This is a genomic window from Nocardia pseudobrasiliensis NBRC 108224 (genome assembly GCF_001613105.1).
Taxonomy (GTDB): domain Bacteria; phylum Actinomycetota; class Actinomycetes; order Mycobacteriales; family Mycobacteriaceae; genus Nocardia; species Nocardia pseudobrasiliensis.
Genome location: NZ_BDBS01000043.1, coordinates 79,081 through 102,669, shown reverse-complemented (window position 1 = coordinate 102,669; position 23,589 = coordinate 79,081). Strand labels below are relative to the sequence as shown.

At 67.8% G+C, this 23,589-nt stretch carries 20 protein-coding genes; 3 read left to right on the top strand and 17 right to left on the bottom strand.

Features of this window, described 5'->3' with window-relative positions:
* Positions 1 to 2: 2 nt before the first annotated feature.
* Positions 3 to 1,400, bottom strand: coding sequence for a WS/DGAT/MGAT family O-acyltransferase (locus NP4_RS30400; RefSeq protein WP_068005276.1), 1,398 nt, complete (start codon positions 1,398 to 1,400; stop codon positions 3 to 5).
* A gap of 267 nt (positions 1,401 to 1,667) precedes the next feature.
* On the opposite strand from NP4_RS30400, the gene NP4_RS30395 reads away from it, so the two are divergent.
* The gene (locus NP4_RS30395; RefSeq protein ID WP_068005274.1) at positions 1,668 to 2,321 is read left to right on the top strand and encodes a cutinase family protein; all 654 of its coding nucleotides are present in this window, start codon (positions 1,668 to 1,670) and stop codon (positions 2,319 to 2,321) included.
* Here NP4_RS30395 and NP4_RS30390 read toward each other — a convergent pair.
* From NP4_RS30390 to NP4_RS30375, 4 genes are all read right to left on the bottom strand, one after another.
* Positions 2,318 to 4,000: a bifunctional metallophosphatase/5'-nucleotidase gene (locus tag NP4_RS30390; protein WP_068005272.1), complete on the bottom strand. Its 1,683-nt coding sequence runs from the start codon at positions 3,998 to 4,000 to the stop codon at positions 2,318 to 2,320. The two genes, NP4_RS30395 and NP4_RS30390, sit on opposite strands and share 4 nt — an antisense overlap.
* Positions 4,001 to 4,059: 59 nt before the next feature.
* Positions 4,060 to 4,758, bottom strand: a complete 699-nt coding sequence (locus NP4_RS30385) for a polysaccharide deacetylase family protein (protein ID WP_068005270.1) — start codon at positions 4,756 to 4,758, stop codon at positions 4,060 to 4,062.
* A gap of 69 nt (positions 4,759 to 4,827) precedes the next feature.
* Entirely contained in the window at positions 4,828 to 6,840 is a 2,013-nt protein-coding gene (locus NP4_RS30380) for an SDR family oxidoreductase (RefSeq protein ID WP_068005268.1), read from the bottom strand.
* Positions 6,841 to 7,148: 308 nt separating this feature from the next.
* The gene (locus NP4_RS30375; protein WP_245997092.1) at positions 7,149 to 7,829 is read right to left on the bottom strand and encodes a biliverdin-producing heme oxygenase; all 681 of its coding nucleotides are present in this window, start codon (positions 7,827 to 7,829) and stop codon (positions 7,149 to 7,151) included.
* A gap of 471 nt (positions 7,830 to 8,300) precedes the next feature.
* On the opposite strand from NP4_RS30375, the gene NP4_RS30370 reads away from it, so the two are divergent.
* Positions 8,301 to 9,191 (top strand): Sco1979 family transcriptional regulator, encoded by an 891-nt coding sequence (locus tag NP4_RS30370; RefSeq protein ID WP_068005267.1) that lies wholly within the window; start codon positions 8,301 to 8,303, stop codon positions 9,189 to 9,191.
* A 15-nt stretch (positions 9,192 to 9,206) separates the two neighbouring features.
* On the opposite strand, the gene NP4_RS30365 is transcribed toward NP4_RS30370, so the two are convergent.
* Positions 9,207 to 10,001 carry an SAM-dependent methyltransferase gene (locus NP4_RS30365; protein WP_068005338.1) on the bottom strand — a complete coding sequence of 265 codons (795 nt, stop codon included), beginning with the start codon at positions 9,999 to 10,001 and terminating at the stop codon, positions 9,207 to 9,209.
* Positions 10,002 to 10,168: 167 nt separating this feature from the next.
* Here NP4_RS30365 and NP4_RS30360 point away from each other — a divergent pair, with 167 nt between their 5' ends.
* A complete protein-coding gene (locus tag NP4_RS30360; RefSeq protein ID WP_068005263.1) occupies positions 10,169 to 10,585 on the top strand; it encodes a nuclear transport factor 2 family protein in 417 nt (138 codons plus the stop codon).
* On the opposite strand, the gene NP4_RS30355 is transcribed toward NP4_RS30360, so the two are convergent.
* The 11 genes from NP4_RS30355 to NP4_RS30305 form a co-directional block, all read right to left on the bottom strand.
* Positions 10,574 to 11,740 (bottom strand): glycosyltransferase, encoded by a 1,167-nt coding sequence (locus tag NP4_RS30355; RefSeq protein WP_068005261.1) that lies wholly within the window; start codon positions 11,738 to 11,740, stop codon positions 10,574 to 10,576. The two genes, NP4_RS30360 and NP4_RS30355, sit on opposite strands and share 12 nt — an antisense overlap.
* Positions 11,737 to 13,071, bottom strand: coding sequence for a glutamate-1-semialdehyde 2,1-aminomutase (locus NP4_RS30350; protein ID WP_068005336.1), 1,335 nt, complete (start codon positions 13,069 to 13,071; stop codon positions 11,737 to 11,739). The genes NP4_RS30355 and NP4_RS30350 overlap by 4 nt, the downstream gene beginning before the upstream one ends.
* Positions 13,071 to 14,339, bottom strand: coding sequence for a GNAT family N-acetyltransferase (locus NP4_RS30345; protein ID WP_068005260.1), 1,269 nt, complete (start codon positions 14,337 to 14,339; stop codon positions 13,071 to 13,073). Before NP4_RS30345 ends, NP4_RS30350 begins: the two co-directional genes overlap by 1 nt.
* Positions 14,336 to 15,685: a glycosyl hydrolase family 28-related protein gene (locus tag NP4_RS30340; RefSeq protein ID WP_068005258.1), complete on the bottom strand. Its 1,350-nt coding sequence runs from the start codon at positions 15,683 to 15,685 to the stop codon at positions 14,336 to 14,338. The genes NP4_RS30345 and NP4_RS30340 overlap by 4 nt, the downstream gene beginning before the upstream one ends.
* Before the next feature lie 5 nt (positions 15,686 to 15,690).
* The gene (locus tag NP4_RS30335; RefSeq protein ID WP_068005254.1) at positions 15,691 to 16,974 is read right to left on the bottom strand and encodes a tyrosine-protein kinase domain-containing protein; all 1,284 of its coding nucleotides are present in this window, start codon (positions 16,972 to 16,974) and stop codon (positions 15,691 to 15,693) included.
* On the bottom strand, positions 16,965 to 18,326 hold the full coding sequence (locus NP4_RS30330) for a hypothetical protein (RefSeq protein ID WP_245997090.1): 1,362 nt from the start codon (positions 18,324 to 18,326) through the stop codon (positions 16,965 to 16,967). The genes NP4_RS30335 and NP4_RS30330 overlap by 10 nt, the downstream gene beginning before the upstream one ends.
* Positions 18,327 to 18,371: 45 nt before the next feature.
* Entirely contained in the window at positions 18,372 to 19,376 is a 1,005-nt protein-coding gene (locus tag NP4_RS30325) for a CgeB family protein (protein ID WP_068005251.1), read from the bottom strand.
* On the bottom strand, positions 19,373 to 20,668 hold the full coding sequence (locus tag NP4_RS30320) for a lipopolysaccharide biosynthesis protein (protein WP_068005250.1): 1,296 nt from the start codon (positions 20,666 to 20,668) through the stop codon (positions 19,373 to 19,375). The genes NP4_RS30325 and NP4_RS30320 overlap by 4 nt, the downstream gene beginning before the upstream one ends.
* Positions 20,661 to 21,806: a glycosyltransferase gene (locus NP4_RS30315; protein WP_068005249.1), complete on the bottom strand. Its 1,146-nt coding sequence runs from the start codon at positions 21,804 to 21,806 to the stop codon at positions 20,661 to 20,663. The genes NP4_RS30320 and NP4_RS30315 overlap by 8 nt, the downstream gene beginning before the upstream one ends.
* A gap of 70 nt (positions 21,807 to 21,876) precedes the next feature.
* Entirely contained in the window at positions 21,877 to 22,920 is a 1,044-nt protein-coding gene (locus tag NP4_RS30310; RefSeq protein ID WP_068005330.1) for a glycosyltransferase family 4 protein, read from the bottom strand.
* A 114-nt stretch (positions 22,921 to 23,034) separates the two neighbouring features.
* On the bottom strand, positions 23,035 to 23,571 hold the full coding sequence (locus NP4_RS30305; RefSeq protein ID WP_068005248.1) for a PadR family transcriptional regulator: 537 nt from the start codon (positions 23,569 to 23,571) through the stop codon (positions 23,035 to 23,037).
* Between the last annotated feature and the right edge of the window lie 18 nt (positions 23,572 to 23,589).

The window sequence follows — 23,589 nt, the reverse complement described above, 5'->3', positions numbered from 1 at the left end:
GCTCAGCCCTGTGCGCGGGCCGCCTTCAGCAACTCGGCGACCGCGTCGTGCACGGCGTCGGCCATCGCCTCGAGATCGGGTATCAGCTCCCGGCAGGCGATGAAACCGTAGTCGAGGCTGCCACCGACCGACAGCACGGTGACATTGAGTCCGGCCCCGTGGAAGACGGGTCCGAACGGATACATCGAATCGATCCGATAGCCGAGGAAATACATCGGCGCCTGCGGCCCGGGCACATTCGAGATGACCAGATTGTGCACGACCGGATGCCGCTCGGCCAGCTTGAACGAGGAGTACACCCGCGCGGCCAGTTGAAAGGTGTTGGGCGGGGCGTACTTCGCCCAGTCCTGCAGAAAGTCGGCGCCGATCAGATCGTGCTCCTGTTTGGCGCCCCGATTGGCCTCGGCGATCAGGCGCAGCCGCTCGACCGGATCGGCCACATCGGTGTAGAGCCGGCAGAACAGCGTCGACACCTTGTTGATACCCCGGTCGTGGCGGGAGGTGGTGTGGGTGGACACCGGCACCGACGCGAACAGCGAGCTGTCGGGCAATTCGCCGTGAGCGTCGAGATATTCGCGCAGCGCGCCGCCGACCACGGCCAGCACCACATCGTTGACCTTCACCCCGAACGCCGCCTTGATCTCCTTGATGTCACCCAGGGCGGTCTTGGTGAACGCGACCGAACGATGCGGGCTGATCGTGCGATTGAACGGTGTGCGCGGCGCGGTGAACGGAATCGCCATGCCCTTCTCGGTCTTTCGCCGTCGTCCGATGAAACCGCCGACCATGCCGAGGGTTTTGGGCAGCATGCCGAACGCGCCGAGCTTGGTCGGGAACCGCAGCAGACCCTCGGCCGCGAGAAGCAGGTCGTTGGGCGAGGATTCGGCGGGCCGTCGCTCATCCGGTTCCGGATAGCGCACGCCCGGTTCCAGATCGCACAGATGCATCATCATCTGCGTGCCGGTGATCCCGTCCACCGCCGCGTGGTGATACTTCGAGATGATCGCGATCTTCCCGTCGGCCACCCCCTCGACCACCCACAGCTGCCACAGCGGCCGGTCTCGATCGAGCGGACGGCCCGCGATATCGGCCACCAGTTCGGCCAGCTCGCGACGTCCGCCCGGCGACGGAATTCCGATGCGCCGCACGTGATAATCCAGATCGAAGTGGGTGTCCTCGACCCAGACCGGATGATCGAGATCGAACGGCACCCGATGGATGTGGCGGCGCATCGAGGGCACCAGATGCAACCGGCGGCCGAGTTCGGCCTTCAGATCGGCGAATTGGTAGTTCGCGCCGTCGGCCACGGGGTCCAGGACGATCAGCGCGCAGACGTGCAGAAGTTGGGTATCGGTCTCCAGATACAGAAAGCTGGCGTCCAGCCCGGTCATTCGTTCCATGCGTCCAGCCTATGAGAACCTGTTCTAGCGTTCGGGGGGAATGATCGGGAGATCTGTCACATACCGGTTGGTTCGTCGAATCGAAATCGCTGGTGGAACGTTACTTTCGGCCGGATACGGTTGCGCGGCGATTGGGTATCTCTCCCGTAGATCTCGTTGCCGTTCCCTTGATTCCTCCTTACCTTGGGCCATATCAGGCCGAGACAATAGTCTTTGACAACAGTCACGAAGCGGGCCTGCTCACAACGGCGTGAGAAGGTGAGAACAATGGGCGACCGGAAGGTGCGGCTGTCCGGAAAATGGCATGCCGCTTGGGTATTCGCCGCAGCACTGGTGAGCACGGGTCTGCTGTACCCGACGCCGCAGGCCACCGCGCGATCGTGCGCCGATGTGGATGTGGTGGTGGCCAGGGGAACTCAGGAACCGGGTTATCTGGGCAGCGAGGTGGGCGATCCGCTCTACGGCGTGCTGAGCGATCGGTTGCCGATGGGCACCAGCGCCTACCGGGTGAACTACCCGGCCGATCTGACCGACACCTACTCCATAGGCGACGGCAGCGCGGATCTCGTTGCGCACCTGGCCCATCAGGCCGCGGTATGTCCCGCGCAGCGATTCGTCCTGGTCGGCTACTCGCAGGGCGCGGCGGTCGTACACACGGCGCTGGGCACCGGAGCCACCCTCGATGTGCCGGGCGCGGTCCGGGTGGACGGGGATCTGGGCTCGCGAGTGGCGGTGGTGCTGCTGTTCGGTGATCCGCTGCGGCTGATCGGCTGGAATCTGCCCGAGGGCTATCTGTGGCGGACCGGAAACTATTGCACCACCGGCGATCCGGTATGCGCGGGCGGGCTGAACCCGGCCGCGCATGTCGCCTACGGCGCCGACTTCGTGGCCGCGGCGAACTTCGCCGCCGACCGCCTCTAGCGGCGCTCGATCCGGCCCGACGGGGGCTCGACCGCACCGTGAGTTTTCAGATACGACTCGAGGGCGTCGAGATCCGTCGGGCCGACGCGTGCCGGGCTGCCCTGGGTGAAGACGGTGAATCCGTCACCGCCGGAGGCCAGGAAGTTGTTGGTGGACACGGTGTACACGGCCACGGGATTGAGCGGTTGTCCGCCGATGCGGACGGTGTCGGCGAGAACCTTGTGACCTTTGGGCGCGGCGTCGCTGAAGGCGTAGGTGATGCCCGCGACCGACAGGGTATTGGGTTTGCTGACGTTGTCCCACTGCTGTTCGAGCAGACTCAGAATCTGCTGTCCGGTGAGCCGCACGCTCACCACCTGATTGCCGAACGGTTGCACGGTATAAGCCTGGGCGTAAGTGATCGGGCCCGCGGGCAGATCCGCGCGCACCCCGCCCGGATTCATGAAGGCCGCGACCGCCTCGGGGGCGAGTGCGGCGAGCATCGAATCGGCGATGACGTCACCGAGGGGCGAATCCCCGCCCGGCAGCGCTTTGTTCGGCAGCGGTGCGGTGGCCGTGCCCAGGAGGCGTTTGGCGAGCGGCTCGGCCTGGGCGGCGTAGAAGTCGACCAGCGCGGCCGCGTCGGGATCCGGTGCGATATCGCGGGTGACCACGCGGTTGGTGGCCTTGGCGTCGACCGTGCCGTCGTGGAAGCGCAACGAGATATCGCTGATGAGGCGGCCGTAGGAGGCGGCCTGGGTGACGAGTTTGCCGCCGATGGTGCAGTTGTAGGCCTGATGGGTGTGGCCGGTGACCAGTACGCGCACGGCCGGATCCGTGCGCTGGGCCATATCGGTCACCGAGGGGGAGATGTTCTCGCAGCCGTTGTAGTCCAGCGGGCCCTTCGGCTGTTGCGCGCCGCCGTCGTGCAGCACCGCGACCACGGTTTCGGCCCCGGCGGCCTGGACCGCGGGCACGGTCTTGTTGATCGCGTCGACCTCGTCGCCGAAGTGGTAGCCCCGAATGCCCTCGGGCAGCACGATATCGGCGGTGGTGGGTGTGACGACGCCGATCACGCCGATCTTGTGGCCGCCGATGTCGAGGACCGTCCAGGGGCGCAGCGCGGGTGGCAACTGGCCGGTGGCGTCGCCGACATTGGCCGCGAGATAGGGGAACTTCGCGCCGGTGAACGGCGCACCCGGCGAACAACCGTCGGGTGCGCAGCCGCCGGTCTGCAGCCGGGCCAGTTCCTGGACGCCGTGGTCGAATTCGTGATTGCCGACCGAGGAGGCCGACAGGCCGACCGTATCGAGGAAGTCGATGGTGGGCTCGTCGTGGAACAGTGCCGACACCAGCGGGCTGGCGCTGACATTGTCCCCGGCCGACAGCATCGCGCTCGCCGGATAACGCGCCTTCAACCTGTTCAGGTGGGCGGCCAGATAGGCCGCGCCGCCCGCGGTGTAACTGCCGATCTGGCCGTTGCTGCCCGACGGCGGTTGCAGATTGCCGTGCAGATCGTTGATCGCGAACAGATGTACCTCGCCCGGCTGCGGTTCGGGCAGATTGTCGGTGCCGATCAGCGGAACCGGGCCGGGCGTCGGCGAGGCGGCGGGTTTGTCCGAACCGCCGCCGCATCCCGCGACCAGCGACAGGACCGACAGCGTGGCACATATCCCGAGGACACGTTGGCGAGCGCGCATGGCACGACTCTGGCAGATCGGATTGGCGCGCGCACGGCGGCTCGGTGAATTTCGCCGTCTCAGTGCCGCATCAGATGCGACACCGTGACGAACTGATAGCCCCGGGCGCGCAGTCCGGACACGATCGGCGCGATGGCGGCCAGCGAATTGGGCTGATACATGGCGTGCAGCAGGATGATCGAACCCGGTCGAGCCTCGTCGAGGGTGTCGGCGACGATCCGCTCGGTGCTCGCCCCGCCCGTGGAATCCGGTTCGACGTCCCACATCACCGTGGTCCGATCGTGATCGGCCAGATATGACGGCAGCGCGAGCAGCTTCTTGCCGTAGGGCGGCCGGAACGTGACCGGCCCGCGATACCCGATGCGGGCGATGGCGGCATCGGTCCGCTCGACCTCCGCGCGCACGGTCGCCGGGGATACGAAGACGAGCCGCCGATGGGTATAGCTGTGATTGCCGATCTCGTGGCCACCCGCCATGATCGCGCGCCCATACTCCGGCCGCGCGTCCAGATCCCGGCCGACCAGATAGAAAGTCACCGGAACCTGCTGCGCCGCAAGGACCCCCAGAATCGCCGGGGTCTGCTCGGTGGGCCCGTCGTCGATGGTGAGCGCCACCAGCTTCTCCGCGGTCTCGACCCGATTCACCAGTTTCCCGGCGAGCTGAAAGCCGCGCGCATTCATCAATACATACAGCCCGGCACACGCCGCCAGCACGACAACCAGCACACCCGCGCCCGCGAGCAGCACCCTGCGTTTCACGCGCCGCAACCTAGCAGTGTGTGCGAGTTTGCGACAGCCGCCGACCGGATGTGCTCGCGGGCCGCGATATCACCAGTGCAGGCCCGGGATTCGGTTGGCGATGCGGGCGGCTGGGGCCGGGAGGCCCATCAGTGGCTGGACGACCGGGGCGAGGGCCAGCAGCGGGCTGCGGGCGGGTTTGCTCGGGGTCGCCGGGGGTGAGGTCGAATCGGACTTGGCCGCAGCGGATTCGCCGAACATGCGATAGCCCTGGTGCAGGATCGTCTTCTTCAGCGAGGGCATGACCGTATCTACCAGCTGGGCGAAGGTGCCGATGGGGGTGTCGATGCGGGCCGGGCGATGTTCGAGGGCGCGCACCACGATATCGGCGGCCTGCTGGGGGGTGTGCACCGGGATCGAGCGGTACAGATCGGTCGGGGCGATCATCGGGGTGCGGACCAGCGGCATGCGCACCGAGGTGAAGGTGATTCCGGCGTCGGCGTTTTCGACCGCGGCGATTTCGCTGAAGGTGTCCAGCGCGGATTTGCTCGCCACGTATGCGGCGAACCGCGGCACCTTCGTCTGCACCGCGATCGAGGAGATGTTGACGAAATGACCGAAGCGGCGTTCGCGCATCGACGGCAGCAGGGCCAGAATCAGCCGCACCGCGCCGAAATAGTTGACGGCCATGGTCCGCTCGAAATCATGCATGCGATCGGTGGAGTTGAGTACCGAGCGGCGGATCGAGCGGCCCGCGTTGTTGACCGCGTAGTCGACGTGACCGTGATCGGCGAGTACCTGTTTGACCAGCAGCTCCACCGCCTTCTCGTCGGTGATGTCGCACTGATACGCCTGAGCGGAACCGCCTTCGGCGCGCACCGCCGCGGCGGCCGCCTCCAACTCGTCGAGTCCGCGCGCCACCATCAGCACGGTCGCGCCGCGCTCGGCGACCGCGTGTGCGGTGGCCAGTCCGATGCCCGAGGAGGCGCCGGTGATGAGCACGATTCGCCCGCGCAGCGGATCCTTACCCGCGCCGCGCCGGGCGCGATCGGGATCCAGATGCGCACTCCAGTACTCCCACAGCTTGCCGACGTAGTCCTCGAATCGCGGCACGGCCAGCCCGGTGCCGCGCAGCTGGGCGCGGGTGGAATCGGAGACGAACTCCGAGGCGAAGGAGGTGTGCGGGGCGACCTCGGCGGGAATTCCCAACTGCTGCAACAGGAAATCGCGCACCTGCGCCACCCCGGGCAGGTGCCCGAGCGCGCCGAGGGCGGCGTGGCTGCCCGGCACCGTGCCGATTCCGGTCGGCGCTCCGGCCTCGCGGGCGATCGCGGCGTAGATATCGCCGAAGGACTGCGGTTCCGGATTGACCAGGTGGAAGGTGCGCCGGTTCAGCCCGGGTCGCAGCACCAACTCGACCATGGCGTCGGCGACGTAGTCGACCGGGACGATATTGGTCGCGCCCAGATCCGGCAGCGGCAGCGGCAGATCCGGCAGCGCGGCCAGGCGCGCGATCGCCGGGAAGAAGTAGTAGGGCCCGTCGATCTTGTCCATCTCGCCGGTGCGGGAATCGCCGACGATGATCGCCGGTCGATACACCCGCCACCGCAGGCCCGCGGCCTCGCGCACCGACTTCTCGGCCGCGAATTTGGTGCGGTGATACGGGGAGGTGAGATTCTGGCCGAGGTCGAAATCGTCCTCGAAGAATTTGCCCTTGTGATCGCCCGCGACGGCCACCGACGAGACGTGATGCAGCATGGCCCCGAGCTCGGTGGCCAGCGCGATCACCGCGCGGGTGCCCTCGACATTGGCGGCGTGGGATGCCTGCTCGTCGGCGGTCATATCGTAGATCGCGCCCAGGTGCAGCACATGTTCGGCCTGCGGCGGATCGTCTTGCAGCCCAAGGTTTTCGGCCGTCAGGTCGCCGATGAGCGGGAAGACCCGATCGCCCGCGCCCCAGCTTGCGGCGAGCTCGGCCAGTTTGGCCGCGGAGGCCTCGCGCACCAGCACATGCACCACCGCGTCGTGGTCACGTGCCAGCAGTCGCTGGACCACCCGGCGCCCGAGAAATCCGGTGCCGCCCGTCACGATGTAGGAAACCATCGCCCCTCCTGCATTCGAACGCTGTTGTCGCACAACATTGCTCGTCCGACATGCGTCGGTGGATGCGGACGTGGATGAATCGGCCCCCTAACAGAAGTCGGGCCGAGGTAGGAACACCTTCGTGCCTAACTGATGAGTAACTTTAGCGGCGGTCACGGAGTGCGCGCAACCAAACGGCGCTCCCCGTGGTGTGGGACGTGTCACCACGTGGAAGCGCCGAAATTTCTGTGTGACAACGGTTTTGATGTAACCGTCGGATGCAGTTGGTAACCGACCGGCAACCATCCGGTCGGCTGTCCAGTTGAGTGTCAGCCCCGCTGCCGGACCGGGAATTCGGCCCCGAGTTCGCGGAACATGGCGGTGTTCAGATCGAAGGCGCGGCGGCATTCGCCGAGTACGCGCTGCTTCTCGAGATCATCGACCGCCAGCTGATCGAGCATGATTCGGTACTCACGCTTGAATGCGGCCGGATTCGGAATCTGGTCGAAGACGTAGAACCGCACGCCGTCCCCGCGCTTGGGTAGCTGCCACAGCTTCTCCGCGGTGCCGCGAATGACCTGACCGCCGGACAGATCGCCGAGGTAGCGGGTGTAGTGATGCGCGACGTAACCCGCGGGCCAGTCGCGCGCGCACTCCTCGATCCGGGCGGCATAGGTCGCGGTCGACGGCAGCGGATCGATATCGTCGCGCCAGTTCTCGCCGCCCAGATGGTCCAGATCCTCTTCCAGATGCGCGAGCCGGGCCAATTCGGGCCGCACGAACGGCCCCGCGACCGGATCCTCCGCGAGCGCGTCCCACTGCGCCTCGAGTGCGCGATACACATGCCACAGCTGCCCGGTGTACCGATAGAACGCCTCGACCCCCAGCGCCCCGCCGAGCATATCGCTCATGAACGTCGTATTCTCCGCCTCCGCATGCTGCACCGCGGTCGCGCTGCGAATCTGCGCGGAGAACGGCTCCGGCTGACCACTGGTTTCCGATATCACCACTACCTCGTCCCACTCACCCGAAGGGCCCCAGGTATGGGTACCCTAACTACCCTACCGACGATACCCGCCGACCTGCGCTCGAGAATCAAACTTTCGGACGAAAGCGAGGTGTCCATGGGTATCGGCGCGGGGTCGCTCGGATGCGAAACCGAAAGACCGCTCGGTGCAAGGTATCCGGATGGGCGCACGCCACCACGCAGCAACGATCGTCCGCCGGATTTCCAATTCGGTTGACGGGCAGCGGCTTCGGGCGCCGGCGTGCCGGACCGGTCGGTTGGCCGCGCGGGTACGCGCAGGTCGCTGACCTGGGCATTGTGGTTGCGGCGTCGTTGCCGGAGGGGGGCGGTCTGGGCGTCTCGACACGGAATGCGATGAATTCGGGGGACCGGCGTTACGATGGGGCAATGCGGTGTGGGTCGCGGCGGGTTCGGCGCGGCCCGTCGATGACCTTCGGATGTCGGAGTGGGCCCCATGGTCGGTGAACAGATTCGGATCGACGTCGTCGATTCGCATGTCGCGGAACGGGGTCCGACGGCATTGCGGATCGCGATCGGCGGTCAGCTGCGCAAGTTACGCGAACAGAGCGGTATCACGCGTGAGGGTGCGGGCGACTACATTCGGGGTTCACACGCCAAGATCAGCCGACTCGAGCTCGGGCGCACGGGTTTCAAGGAACGCGATATCCGCGATCTGCTGGACCTGTACGGCGTCACTGATGACGGTCAGCGCGACGCCTTCCTGGACCTGGTGCGTAAGGCGAATCAACCGGGCTGGTGGCACCGCTACGGCGATCTGCTGCCGTCCTGGTTCGAGACCTATCTCGGTCTCGAGGGCGCGGCCATGGCGATCCGAACCTTCGAGGGCCAATTGGTTCCGGGCCTGCTGCAGACCGAGGACTACGCCAGCGCGGTCGTCGCGCTCGGCCACGAGAACACCAATGCCGCCCGGCGGGTCGAACTGCGTCGCAAGCGTCAGGAGATCCTCGAGGTGCGTGGCGGGCCGACGCTGTGGGCGGTGCTCGACGAGGCGGTGCTGCATCGGCCGATCGGCGGAAAGATCGTGCTGCGCGAGCAGATCGACCACCTGGTCGAGATGTCCTACCGGCGCAATGTGACGATTCAGATCCTGCCCTACGCCGCGGGCGGCCATGCGGCGGCGGGGAGTTCGTTCACCATGCTGCGCTTCGCCGAAACGGAACTGCCCGATGTCGTCTACCTCGAACAGCTCACCAGCGCGCTGTATCTGGACCGCCGCGACGATATCGAGCTGTACCGCGAGGTGATGGACCGCCTGGCCGTGCAGTCCGAACGGCCGGAGCGGTCGCGCGAGGTGATGATGGCCGCGGCCGAGGAATTGCGGTAATTCGGACAGACCCGCTCAAGGTTTGCGACAGAGCCCGGACATGATGTTCACGACGGTCGGGGGCAGATCGCCGCCGAGCCAATCCTGCAGCGGAACGACGCCGGGTTCGAGAATCTCGAAGCCGTCGAGAAATGTCCGGACCTTCGCGCGCGAGCGAAAGACGAACTGGGCGGTACTTCCGACCGTCGCCTTCAGCGTCTGATTGACGAATTCCTCATCGCTTTCGACCGATCCGTGTGTGAAGGCGAAATAACTACCCGACGCCATGGCGTCGCGATACCGCGCGATCATCCGATCGGGGCGCTCGTCGTCCATGATGAAATGCAGCACGCCCACGAGCAGAATCGCGACCGGCCGCTGAAAATCTATTCCGGCCTCGGCCCGGGAACGCTCGATGATGATGTCGGGATCGCGGGCATCGGCCAACATCGGCGTCACACCGGGTATTCCGGACAGCATGCCGTTGGTGTGCGCGTAGACGACCGGGTCGTAATCGATGGACACCACTCGCGCGTCCGGATCGACCTTCTGTGCCACTTCGTGCACGCTCGGCGAGGTCGGAATGCCCGCACCGATATCGAGAAATTGCCGGATCCCGGATTCGGCGGCCAAGCGTACGGCCTGCAACAGGAATTGCCGACTGAACCACGCAAGCGTCCGATTGTCCGGTGCGACCGCGAGCATTCGGTCGGCCAGCATTCGGTCGACTTCGTAGTTGTCCTTACCGCCCAGCAGATAGTCGTACACTCGGGCGGCATTGGGTTTGGACGGATCGACGCCTTCCGGCACCCTCCTGTCTTCCGATACCACCACGCCTCCTCGGCAACCCAGAAAATCGTAGCAAGTTGCTACCCTGCGCGAGCGCGGGTCACGGCAAAGGCTTGCCCCGCAAGCACCCTCGATCATGCGCTGCGCGCATACCGGTCATGCGAGAGTGTCGTTGGTCGGGCGGCTCGCCCGCTTCTAAGTTCGGTCGAGTGAGCAGCAGTGAGAACAAACAATTCGTCGAACAGATCTTCCGGCAACTGGCCCAGGGCAATTCGGGCGCGCTCGGCGCGGCCATGGCAGAGGAGTGCCGGTGGGTGTTTCCGGGCAATTGGTCGTGGTCGGGGGTATGGGAGCCGAGGTCGGCGGTGCTGGAGGGGCTGTTGCGTCCCCTGGCCGGTCAATTCGCCGACGGCTATCGCAATGAGGCCGATTTCGTACTGGCCGACGGTGATCGGGTGGTCGTACAGGCCCGCGGCTACGCCACCACGACCGATGGCGAGCCGTATCACCAGACCTACTGTTTCATCTTCCGCATCGCCGACGGGCGGATCGTGGAGATCATCGAACATTGCGATACGGCGCTGGTGGAGCGGGTGCTGAAACCACTCACACCGTCAGCGCGCTGAATCCGGCTTCGGTATCAGAGCGTCGTCGACGATCGAGGCGATTCGGGTGCGGAAGGCGGCGGGGGAGTAGGACTCGGCGTGGGCGCGGATCGCGTCGGGATCGTAGGCGTCGGGATCGAATTCGCGCATGGCGCGGGCGAATTCGGAGACCACGGCGTCGTCCTCGCCGAATTCGAGGAGTTCGCCGGACAGGCCGGGGCGGACGGTGTCGAGCGCGCCGCCCGCCCCGACCGCGAGAACCGGTGTGCCGCAGGCCATCGCCTCGACCGGGACGATGCCGAAATCCTCCACGCCGGGCATGAGCAGGGCGCGGCAGCGGCGATAGGCGTCGAGCAGCACCTCGTCGGGAGCCGCGCCGAGAAAGGTCGTCTCCGGACCGGCGATACTCGCCAGTTGGGCGCGAAATCGACCGTCGCCCAGCACGACCAGCCTGCATCCGGCCCTGCGTGCGGCGCGCACGGCCAGATCCGCCCGCTTGTAGGGCACCAGCCGTCCGGCGACGAGGAAGAAGTCCTCGCGCTTCACCTCGGGATCGGGTGCGAAGCGATCGATACGGACCGGTGGATTCACCACGGTCGCGGGTAGACCCCACCAATCGCCCACCCGGTCCGCCACCGCACGCGAATTCGCCACCACATGCGTCAGCCGAGGCGCGGCCCGCGATTCGCACCGCCGAGCCAGCCTGCCGAGCGCCGCCAGCGCCGCCTGTCCGGCGCGGCCACCCGCCTCCCGCGCCCGGAACGCCGGATCCCACGCCCATCGGGCGGGACTGTGCACATAGGCGATCACCGGCACGTCGGCGGCCAGGGCGGCCTGTGTGGCGAACGAATGATGGCTGATCACCAGCGCGTCCACCTCCGCGCGCACCGGCAGCCGCCGCAGCGTCGCGGGCACGAAGGGAAGCAGTGGCGCGTGTGAGCGTCCGCCGGCCAGGGCGTGCGCGCGACTCAGCCAGGACGTGTGAAAGGTGAAGTCCGCCGGTCCGGTTCGCGGTTCGAGTGTGGCGGCCGCCCGTACTGCGGCGAGACAGTCCGCGGTCGCGATGGGTGCGTACACCGCGGCGCTGGGCCAGATCTTCAGGAACTCCGCGACCACGGCCTCCGACCCGCCGTATTCGGTGAAGCGCTCGTGGACGACGGCGATGCGGGGCGTCATGGGCGGACTTCCGGGTCGATGTAGCGCGGCGCGGCGCGGCGGCGCAGCGCCGGGGCGACCGGTCGCCCCCGCAGCAGGCCGTCGACGGTTCCGGAATGCAGTGCCCGGCAATAGATTTCGGCCGCCTCGCGGCAGGCCTCGACGGTCCGATCGATATCGGAGTCGGTGTGGGCGGCGGAGGTGACGAAGGATTGGCCGAGGATGCCGCGCTCGAGCAGTTCCTGCAGGAACAGGGTGCGATAGGGCTGGGAGGGGTGGCCGTCGGGGTCGCGGGTGATGAAGATCAGGCAGGACGGGCGGCCGGTCACCTGGAGGTGGTCGCCGATACCGAGTTCCGCGGCGATCTTGTTGACGCCCTCGGCCAGTCGCCGACCCGCGTATTCCATGCGGGCGACGGGATCGGTCCGCGCGTAGGCCCGCACCACGGCCCGGAAGGCGGCCAGCGAGCCGGTTTCCGGGCCGTGGGTGGTGGAGAGCAAAAAGACCCGATCGCGCTCGGTGCGTAACCCGCCCAGCTCCATGAACTCCCGCTTCCCCGCCAGCGCGGAGATCGGGAAACCATTGCCCATCGCCTTACCCCAGCACGACAGATCCGGGACAATCCCGTACACCCGCTGCGCCCCGCCGACCGACCAGCGGAAGCCGGTGATCATCTCGTCGAACACCAGGAGCGTGCCGAACCGGTCGCACAGCGCCCGCACCCCGGCCAGATATCCCGGATCCGGTTCGGACAGCGCGGTCGCCGCCTCCATCACCACACACGCCACTTGCCGCGAATCCAATACGGCGGCAAGGGCTTCCAGATCGTTGTAGGGGAAGCGCGCGGTGCGCTCCCGCTCGGGGATTCCGGCGTTCATGGCCGTGGTCCCGATGAACCAGTCGTCCACCGAGAAGAACGGCTGCTCGCAGATCGCGACGGTTTCGCGTCCGGTCGCCGCGCGGGCCAGTCGCACCGCCGCGGTGGTGGCGTCGGAGCCGTTCTTGGCGAATTTCACCATATCCGCGCCCGGTACCAGCGTCAGGAAGTCCTCGGCCGCGGCCAGTTCCAGTTCGGTCGGGCGGGAGAAGTTCACCCCGTCGGCGATCGCCCGGCTGACCGCCTCGACCACCGGGGCGTATCCGTGCCCGAGCGTCACCGAGCGCAGGCCCATGCCGTATTCGACGTATTCGTTGCCGTCGCTGTCCCAGACGTGGGATCCGCTGCCGCGCACCAGGATCGGAGTCATCCGCTCCGGATACTGATCGGAGCCGCGGGCATAGGTGTGCGCGCCGCCGGGCACGAGTTCGTGCAGGCGGGCCTGAATCGCGTTGCTGCGCGTGAACTCTCGCATCAGGCGCGACCCGGCCGGGTGGCGATGGTCGATGCCCACAGCGCGTGATCACCGCGCCGGCCCGTGGGCCCGGCATGGTTGCGCATGATTCCCTCCTCGAGCAGACCCGCGCGCGCGACGACCGCGGCGGATTCGGTGTCGGTGGCGTCGATTTCGGTCGCCACGCGGTACAGGCCGAGGGTGTGGAAGGCGTAATCCACCACCGCTCGGGTGGCCGCCGTGCGGACACCGATGTCGGCGCGGGCGGGGTCGGCCCAGGCGAACAGCCGGGCATTGCGGTCGAACATATCCAGATCGAACAGCCGAAACTCCCCGGCGTAGCCGTCGATGTCGAGGACCAGCACCAGACCGCCCGGCGAGCGCAAACCCCCACGGCTGCGCGAGAATTCGCGCCACCAGGCGCAGCGGCCGAGCGGTCGGGCGGCCGGGTGGGCATCGCGCCAGCCGGGGCCGTCGGCGAGTCGGCGGCTGCGCACGACCGCGCCGGGATGTCCCGGGACCGGCAGTCGGATCGGGCCCGCGCCGCGCAGGAACAGCAGTCGCCGTCGCACCCGCCCGGCCAGCAGACGCGCGAGTACGGGCGCGACCAGCAGCGCGCGCCGCCGCAGTCCCTCGTCGGGATCATGTTCGACCAGAACCGGAACGATCCCGGTGGCTTTGGCCTCGATGCGGCGCACCCAGCGCCCGGCGAAGCCGTCGGCGGGCACATCGGCGCGCGTCACGGCCCACAGATCGTGATCGCGACGCGCGCCGCCGACATCGAAGTAGCGCGCCATCAACGCCTCGCGCACGAAGCCCAACTGCTCGGCCCCGTGCGCCGCACCGATATTGGCGGGGGAGATGGGCGCGACGATGCGCTCCAAACCCAGCGTCTGGAAGCCGTGGTCGAGAACCAGCCCCGCGGCCAGTCCGGCGAATCCGTGCCGCCCGAGCCGGGAATCGATCCAGATGCTCAATTCGGCTGTGCGGCAGCGCCGGTCGATGGCGACCAGCTCGCACTGGCCGGTGAAGCGCCCGTCGATCTCGATCACCCCGGCCACCCGCCGCCCGGCCCGCGCCTCGAAGGTCGCGACGAGATATTCACGCAGCCACTGCTTTTCGGTATGACGATCGGTCCAGCTCGACGGCGAGCTGTACCAGAACGGCTCGATGAGCCGCTGATCGCGCAGCCGGATCCGCCGCCACGCCGGATAATCGGCCAGGCGCGGCGGCCGGATTACCACGGCGGACCCGTGCAACCGCGCCGGGCCCAGCCGCGCGCGGCTCATGTCCGCGGCCGCTGTTTACCCAGCGGCGCGGTCTTCACGACGCCGTCGATACCCACCGACAGCCGCCAATAGCTCCCGCCCGGATCGCGCAGTACGACACCGCCGTCGGCGCGGTCGGACAGATACGCGCCGCTGGGCAGGATCGACGACAACGCCGCGCCCGTATGGTCCTGCACCAGGACGATGTCGGTGTCGGGCGGCCCGGCCTGTACGACCATGGTCCCGGCGAATTTCGCCCCGTGCACCCGCCCGCGCCCGATCACATGCCAGCCCTCGGGAAACGCCCGCGGATCGACCTCGTTGAACGAGCCGGAGATGAGATTGACGGCCGTGCCCTCCGGACAGCCGCGCACATCGATCTGTACCTCGATCGGCGGGGTGTCCAGATCCGGATCGAACTGGACGTTGGCCAGATACGGCTGGCGACAGTGGTTGATCTGCAAGCACGTTCGCCGCGCGGCCACCTTGCAGTTGACCATGCCGAACTGCGCGGGCCCGCCCGCCTCGGTGCCGATCGACAGCGCGGTGTCGGCGCCCTCGAACCAGACATTGGTGAACCACCAGTCGTTGGCGGGGCCGTCGATGACGATCTGCCGGTCGGTGGTGCGCGGATCGTTGTCGGAGACGAATTCGACATTGGACAGGGCGAGTCCGGCATTGTGATCGCTGCCGGTGCCCAGTATCCCGACGCGGTTGCTGGTGAATTTGCTGGAGGTGATGTAGTTCTGGATGCACGAGGTCACCAGGCCGTAGCCGAAGTTGTTGATATCGCAGTCGATGAACGCCGTGCCGCCGGTATTGCCGTCGAGCACCACCCCGCGCTGATCGATGTAGCGGGGGAAGGTCTCGGCGATGTGATTGCCGCGCAGCACCACCGATTCGAAGGAGCAGCGGAAGCATTCGGTCAGATGGACGGCCGTGGCCTTCTCGCCGGTGAGATAGAACCCGAGCCGGGAGAACCGCACCCGCTGCTTGCCCTTCAGCTCGATCAGCGGTGCGTTGCCGTCGTAGTAGATGCTCGTGACATCGGCACCGTCGCCGAGAATCGTGGCGTAGTCGGGTATTTCGGGCCAGCGGGTGATCCGGTACTGCCCCGAGGGCAGATACAGCACCAGCGGGCGGTCGCCGGTCGCGACGGCCGTGGCCAGGGCGGCGGTGTCGTCGGCCTTACCGTCGCCGATCGCGCCGAAATCGCGCAGATTGCGTGCCGAGGGGGCGTCGGTGACGTGCGGTGAGCGGAATTCGATCTTCGGGGCGGGGTCGTCGGTGCAGGCGGCCAGCGATCCGGCCGCGGCCGCGCCCAGGGTGACCGCCAGCATGCGGCGTCTGCCGACGGGTCCGGTCATCGGTGTCATCCTCGTCTCCCGAAGTGTGGCAGCAGTTTCCGAGGCGAGTCGTCGGGGCGGGAGTAGACCACCACGCCGCTGAGCCGGTCCGCGCCCACGGTGGCGACCGCGCCGCGGATCTGCGGTGCGGTCGCGCCGAGTTCGATCACGCCGATGGTGGTATCGCAGCGGCGGGCCAGCGCGACGGCGTCGGCGGCGGTGCTCACCGGGGCCGCCTCGACGAGGATGTGATCGAATTCGCCGCGCAGTTTGGCCAGGATCTCCTCGAATCGCTCCGAGGCCAGCAGATCCGGGGTGCGCAGATCGGTCACGCCCAGCGGCAGCACCTCGATGCCGACCTCCGGCCAGCGGGTGATCGCGTCGTCGAGCGGCGTGGTCCGGCGTAGTAGCTCGGCCAGTCCGGCGCCGGTCGGCTCGGGTAGTCGAGACGAACTGCCCTCGCCGCTGGTGTCGGCGTCGATCAGCACGACCCGGTGATCGGTATCGGCCAGGGCGCGGGCCAGTCCGATGGCCACATCCGGCTGGGAGCGGCGCGACAGCGCGGTGAGCAGAACGCTGGTATCGGGCTGATCGGCCAGCCGGGTGCGCAGTCGGCGCAGTTCCCCGGCCGCGCCGGGTCGTCCGTCGTCGACGATGCCCAGAATGGGCGCGGGGACGACCCGTTCGATCGCGCTCGAGGTTTGCAGCCGCCGGTCGAGGCGGTCGCGGATCAGGGCCGCGAGTCCGCCGAGGACCAGCCCGGCCAGCAGGCCCAGGATCAGCAGGCGTTTGGACTGCGGGCCGCTCGGCGACATCGGCATCTGCGCCTTGTCGACCACCGCGACGCGGGCGGCGGGGGCGGCGTCGACCTGGATGGTCTCCAATTGGTCGATCAGATGCCGGAATTGGGAGACCACCTCGTCGGTGAGCCGGCGTGCGCCGTCGGCGGTGCTGTCGCTGACCGAGATCACCAGGATCGTGGTGGCAGGCGGGGAGGCCGCGGTGATGCGACCGCGCAGCTCGTCGGCCGAAATGGGCAGGCCCAGTTGATCCTTCACGCGCTGCGCGACGGTCTGACTGGTGACCAGGTCCAGATACGACCGCACGCGCTGCTGGGCCGCGAGCCCGCCCTGATAGGAGTCGTTGACCGAGGTGCCGGTGGCCATCGAGACATAGCAGGTGCTCGAGGCGGTGTAGACGACCGGCTGGGTCTGCGCGTAGCCGAACGCGGCGGCCAGGCAGAGCACCGCGGTGATCGCGATGATCGGCCAGCGCCGCCTGGCCAGTCGCCATAAATCGGTCAAACCCATTGTGCCGTCCTCGATTCCCCGGTCGACGCCTGCCGCCGGTACTGCGCCACGAACAGATAGGTGATCCAGACCAGGACCATGGCCTGGAGATATTTTCCGAGGGTTTCGATGGTGCCGAGCATGCCGCGCTCGAACAGCACCGGCACCTCGATCAGGGCCAGCCCGAATACCGGCAGGGCCACGAATCGACTGTAGAGCGAGCGCTCCCAGACCAGCAGTAGCGCGAAGGTGATCGAAACACCCAGCGCCACACCGAAATAGCCGCCGAGTACATACCCTTCGTTGATATTGCCCTCGGCCAGCGACACCGACACCTGACCCATATCCACCGATTGGCCGCGCACCTGCATGGCCCATTCGGCCCCCGAACGGAACTTCTCCGCGCCCAGCAGCTGACTCGGGATGAGACTCTGCACGGCGTGGACGAGCACCTGCTCGGGGCTGAGCCAGGAATGCGGTCCGGCGTAGTAGGCGTCGGTGGCCGCCTCCAGTCCGTCGAAGCGGCGCAGCAGGCTCAGGAACGGGTGAACCAGCGGGGGATAGCTCGAATCCGTCACGGCCGCTTCGGCCTTGGCGGTATCGGTGGCCTTGAGCGATTGCAGCCAGCCGAAGCCGCCGACCGCCACCGCGGTGATCGCCAGGACCGCGGTCAGATTCGCCCGGGTCCAACCGGTCATGGCGCAGCGCACCGCGATCGCCAGGGCCGCGCCCATGATCGGGGTCTTGGACTGTACGGCCGCGGTCCACAGCAGCTCGCCCGCGGTGAGCGCGCCGATGATCAGCAGGGTGTCGCGGACGCGATCGGTGCGCACGTAGACGATCAAACCGACCGCGCCGATGGTGGCCAGGATGGTGATGAGATTGACGATCGGATTCGGGCTCTCCAATTCCCCTGCGCGCCCGTTGTTTCCGGTGGCGACCGCGGCCAGGCGGCCGAGCGTGCCGAGCGCGTAGAGCACGGCCAGGGTGCGGGTGAACACCGGATCGTGCGCGAAATGGACGAACGGGTGCGACGCCGGTTCGCGTCCCTGCCGCGAACGGGTCCAGATCGCGTATGCCACAACCAGTCCCGCGTAGAACCACAATCCGAATACCACCGGTCCGAGCACGGTCGCGATTCCGGCGTCGTAGCCGAGCGCCGCCAGCCGCGGGTCGGGCAGATTGTCGCCGTAGTGCGGTTCGGGCTGCACCCACAGCAGCACCACCGGCCGCGCCACATACGACAGCGACCAATGCGCGCTCTGCGCGACCAGGAATACCCGCACCGGTCCGGGCAGCCACAGACCGGCGAGCACGATACTCGCCAAAGCCCCTGCGACGAGGGCGACTTGGGGCAGCGCGACGCCCGTCACAGCATGACCTCCATCACCCGTATGTCCGAGCCGAAGGCCGTGTCGTTACCCGATCGCATGAATGATCTCGCGGGCGCGATCGACGTAGCGATGTCCCCCGGCGAGGATGCGCCGATAGCCCGCCTCGGCCACTTTGATCGCCTGGTCGGGATGACGGGCGCAGCGGTCGAGGATCTCGCGCAGTTCCTCGGGGGAGGAGAACAGGAAGCATTCGGCGCCCTCGCTGAGCAGCGCGGCGTGCTCCTCGGTCCGTTCGCCGACGAAAAGCCCACCGGCGGCGGGTATTTCGAAGCTGCGACAGGTGTGGGTGTCGCGGTTGGCGGAGTTGAGCAGCACCAGATTCGCGGTGACGGAGGCGACGGCGATGGAGAACTGCTGGCCGTAGACGGCCCCGCGCACGGCCGCGGCCGAGCGGCGCAGCGCGGGCACCCGCCGCCAGCCCGGACCGTAAACCACCAGACCGCGGCCGTATTCGCGCGCGAGGTCGACCAGCAGCGGACGCCGATCGGGTCGCTGCGCGCCGATGAATCCGACGAGGAAGGCATCGCCGCCGCGGCGAGCGCACGGGTGATGCCAGGCCGGGTCGTAGGCGCTGGGCACGAAAATGATCGCCCCCGCGCCGCGGGCGCGCAGTTCGTCGACATTGTGGCGTTTGGTGGTGACGATCAGATCCCACTGGGATTCGTAGGCCAGGTAGTCGGCGCTGATGTTCTCCGGGTTGGCGACATCGTCGGGGCTGTAGTGCACGCGCACCGCGGCCGGAATCGACAGCAGCCGTTGCTGGTCGAGATGGACGGCCTTGAAGGCGAACAGCATATCGGGTGCGAAATCGGCGGCCAGGGCATCGATGCGGTCGTGCAGGGCGGCCACCGACCAGGGCGCGCGGCGGGGCGAGCCCTTGGCGTACCACCACGCGGGCGACAGCCGCGCGGGCAGGGTGACCGCGGTGGTATCGACCACGACCACATCGTGTCCGGCCTCGCGGAAGCCGTCGGCCAGCGATCGGGCATTGCTGCCGAGCCAGTCGTCGCCGAGGTAGAGAATCCTCACGACGGGTCTCCCTCCAGGGCGGGCACGGTCGTCGGCGGCGGTGTGTGATCGCGTTGCGCGCGTTCGCGAAGCACCAGCCAGCGCATCCGGGTCAGGTACCACAGCGCGACGGTGACCTCGGCGCAGACGGTGCCGTACACCAGCGTCCACACCGACTGGGTCTGCATCGCCACGATCAGCGCGCCGGCCGCGACCGCGGTCCCGACGACCGCGCCGATCAGGACGCCCGCGGTGTCCTGGCGCACCGGCAGTACGGCCGTGGTGACGAAGGAGGTGATCGTGGTGGCGGGCAGGATGAGCACCTCCACCCGCAGTAGCGGTACCGCGCTGACGAACGCGCTGCCGAACATGATGTGGATCAGCAGCGGCGCGGCCGCCCAGACGGCCAGCACCGCGATCAGGGCCGCGCAGACGCAGGCGGACAGCGAGCGCATCGAACTGCGCCAGAACGATTCGTCGGTACTGCGCCGCGCCATCCGGGGCAGCAGCGCGAATCCGATGGGATCGAGCAGCGATTGGATGGCGCGGACCAAACGGTCTCCGGCGGAATACAATCCGAGCGAGGCGGCGTCGAGCACCGCCGAATACACCGCCGCCGAACCCTGTCCGTAACTGGTCACCAGCGCACGCGAGGCCACCACCGGCGCACCGATGCGCAGCACCCGGCGCAGCTGCCCCGGCCGACCCGGAATTCCGTAGGTGCGGAAGGCGTCCCACCAGGTGAGCGCGACGGTCAGGAGGGAAGACAGCAGCAGGCACACCATCGCCACGGACGCGCTCGGAAAGCGCGGCAGCAGCACCAGCAGCAGGATGAGATAGCCCACCCGGCCCGCGCCCTGATACAGCGTCGACGCCCCGAACCGGCCCTGCCCGATGAGCAGCCAGTCCTCCGAGATCGACCAGATGCCACCGGCGAACAACCCCAGCAGGATCATGTGTACTTGCGGGCGGACCTCGGTCGCCAGGCCCGCGGCGAGGGCCAGGCCGAGCAGGGTCAGGGTGGTGACGCGAATGGTCAGATAGGTGCCGCGCAACTGATTGATATCGGTGTCGCCGTGGGCGTCGTGCACCTTGGCGGCGAGAAATGAGGTGATACCCAGATCGACCGCGAGCGAACCGATGAAATACGCCGACATCCCGATGGCGAGCAGACCCACCCCGTGCGTGCCGAGCTGACGCGCGATCAGCGGCAGTGTGACCACGGTAATGACGTATTGACCGTATTTGCCGAAGCTGACGTAGCCGATATCGCGCAGCACACCCCCGACCGCGCCGAATCGGAGATCAACCATGTCCCACTCGCTTTCGCAACACCGAGTGCAGCAGCTCCGCGACCGTGCGGGCCGTCTCGGCGATATCGAACTGCTGCGCGCGGACCTGGGCGGCGTCGGCGAGTTTCGCACGCAATTCCGGATTTTCGATCAGGGTGTCCAGGGCCGCGGTGAGCGCGGGGCGATCCCCGGCGTCGACCAGCAGCCCGCTGTGGCCGGGGTCGACGATTTCGGCCGGGCCGCCGGGACGGGTGGCGATCACCGCGCAGCCCGCCCGCATACCCTCGGCAACGACCTGGCCGAACGGTTCGGGCAGGACCGAGCAGTGCACGAGGATATCGGCGCGGTGCAGGTGGTCCTCGGGATCGTCGACGTGGCCGGTGAAGGTGACCGGGAGGTTCAGCTCGGCGGCCAGGCGTTCGAGTTCGGCGCGGTAGGGCTGTTCGTCGAAGAAGGTCCCGCCGATCAGAAATATTTGGCGGGGAACGGTTTTCACCTCGGCGATCGCGCGCAGGAACAGGTCCTGGCCCTTCCACGGGGCGAGCCTGCCGACCATGGCGACGACCGTGTCTGCGGGCGGTCGCTGGGCCGGGCGTGAGGCCCGGGGCGGGCGGGGTTCCAGACCGGGATGGGCGACGGTCGTGGCGCGCCGCCAGGTGTAGAGGGTCGCCAGGGTGGTGTGGCTGTTGGCGATGTAGCCGTGCGCGAGCAGCCAGCCGAGTACTCGGATCAGCGGAGCCAGGACGCGGCCGAAGTAGTCGGCGGCGATGCGATCGTGGACCTGCCAGATCAGCGGGACCCGCGCGCGCCGGGCGGCGACCGCGCCCATCAGCAGCGCCTTCGAGCTCTGCGCGATCAGCACCGCGCCCTCCAGTTCCCGGACCGTGGCGCCCAGCGCCCAGCCGATGCGCACCAGCGCGAGGGCTCCGATGAGCAGCCGACGCGGATCCGCCTTCTGGATTGTCATCGCTCGGCTGTCGAAATTGTTGCGTACCACCCGGGTTTCGATGCCGCGGGCGCGGGTGCGCTCGACCATCGGACCGTCGGCGGTGTAGATCAGCGCCGGGTCCAGCCGGGTGCGCAGCGCCGAAACCAGTCGCAGCGTGGCGAGTTCGGCTCCCGACGGGGCCGCGGTGTGGGTGAGGAAGACCGCCCTCATGCTGTGTCCTCCGCGACATGAGCGGGGGCCCGCGTGGTTACGCTTCGCTGCCGCCTTCGGCCCTGGCCGCTCATGCCGACAGCTCGCGATACAGCTCGAGGTGGCGGCGGGCGGCGCGGTCCCAGCTGAACGACTCCGCGTGCGCGCGGCACTGTTTCGGGGTGGGTGCGTCGCCGTCGAGTGCGGTGGCCAGGCGTTCGGCGAGGGCGTCGGGGTCGCCGGGCGCGACGATCAGCGAGGGGTCGAGGTCGCGGACCGAATCGGGGAGGCCGCCGCAGTCGGTGACGATGGGCGGGCGGCCCGCGGCCAGCGATTCCAGGGCGATGAGGCCGAAGCCCTCGAGGGTCAGCGAGGGGATCGCGGTGCAGGTGGCGCGTGTGTAGAGGCGGGTGAGCTCGGTATCGTCGACGCGTCCGGTGAAGATCACCGATTCGTCGGTGGCGGCCCGGGCGCGCAATTCCGGTTCGGCACTGCCGGTTCCGACGATGATCAGCCGGGCGTCGGGATGGCGGTCGGTGACCGCGGGCCAGCAGCGCAGCAGTACATCGATGCCCATGCGACGTTCGAGCCGTCGTACACACAGCACGGTCGGTACGGAATCGTCCTGTGGCGGTTCGGATATCGTGAAACGGTCCAGGTCGACGCCGGGCGGGATGACGGTGATCCGGTCGGCGGGGACGTGGTAGTCGTTGCGGAGAATGTCACGAAAATGCCCGGACAGCACCACGAATCGGTCTGCGCGGGCGTATCGGAGGCGTTCGAGCAGATACTTCGCCCGCACGGTCCGGTCGGTTTCTCCGGCGGCCCGGCTTTCCTGTGCCCAAGGGCCGTGGAAATGCACCACGAGTGGTCCGGCGGTGGGTGGTCCATAGAGGCAGAAATGTCTGTCCAGGATGGTTTTCGGGGATAATTCCGACCGGTCCATAAATGCGCGCCGGGCGCGATATGCGGTGCTGCCACCGGTCGGTCCCCAGGTGCGGCCACCGCGTGGCGCGGTGCCGAAAGCTGTTGCGGTGAGAGTGATCTCGTCCAGCCCCCGCAGGGCGCAGTGGAGATCGGTGAAGTATCTGTTCAATCCACCGGGCGCCGTGGAAAACCATTCCGACCCGGTCATATGCACCCGCAAACCCACCATACGACCCCTGAGTCGATCGAATTGTCCCGGCCGCGACCGTGACACGAACCCCTGTCGTGCCACAGTTTAAGCGAACGCGGGCGCGCGCGATGGTCAACCGGTGGCAATCATTTGAGTGAGAACCTTCTCGTGCCAGTCGATTTCGGCCTGAATCCGCATACGCGCGTGTTCGACCACCAGATCGTCGGCCGCGCTCTGATCCGGCCAGCGGCGCTCGAGCTGATGTTCGATGCGCAGCGCCTGGGCGCGCAGGGCCGCGACCCGGTCCTCGAGATAGCCGCGCAGCACCTCGGGGGACAGGTCCGCGCCGGCGGCGAGAGCGAGATCAACTGGGTCCGGCCGCAATTCGACATCGGTGAACGCCTCGTCGCGCAGGGCGCGCAACTCGTGACGGCCCTCCTCGGTGATCTCGTAGACCGTCCGCGCGGGCAGCGCGCCCTGCTGTTCGGTGCGCAGCGGGCGGATCAGCCCCTCGCTCTCCATCCGATGCAGCGCGCCGTAGAGCGAACCCGGTTTGACCCGCGACCACAGATCGGCGCGATCCAGCCGCGCGTCGCGGCGAAGCTGATGGCCGTGCATCGGTCCCCGGCGGGCGAGGGCGGCCAGGACGAACAACCGGGTCTCGTTCACTCGCCCAGTCTGACACGA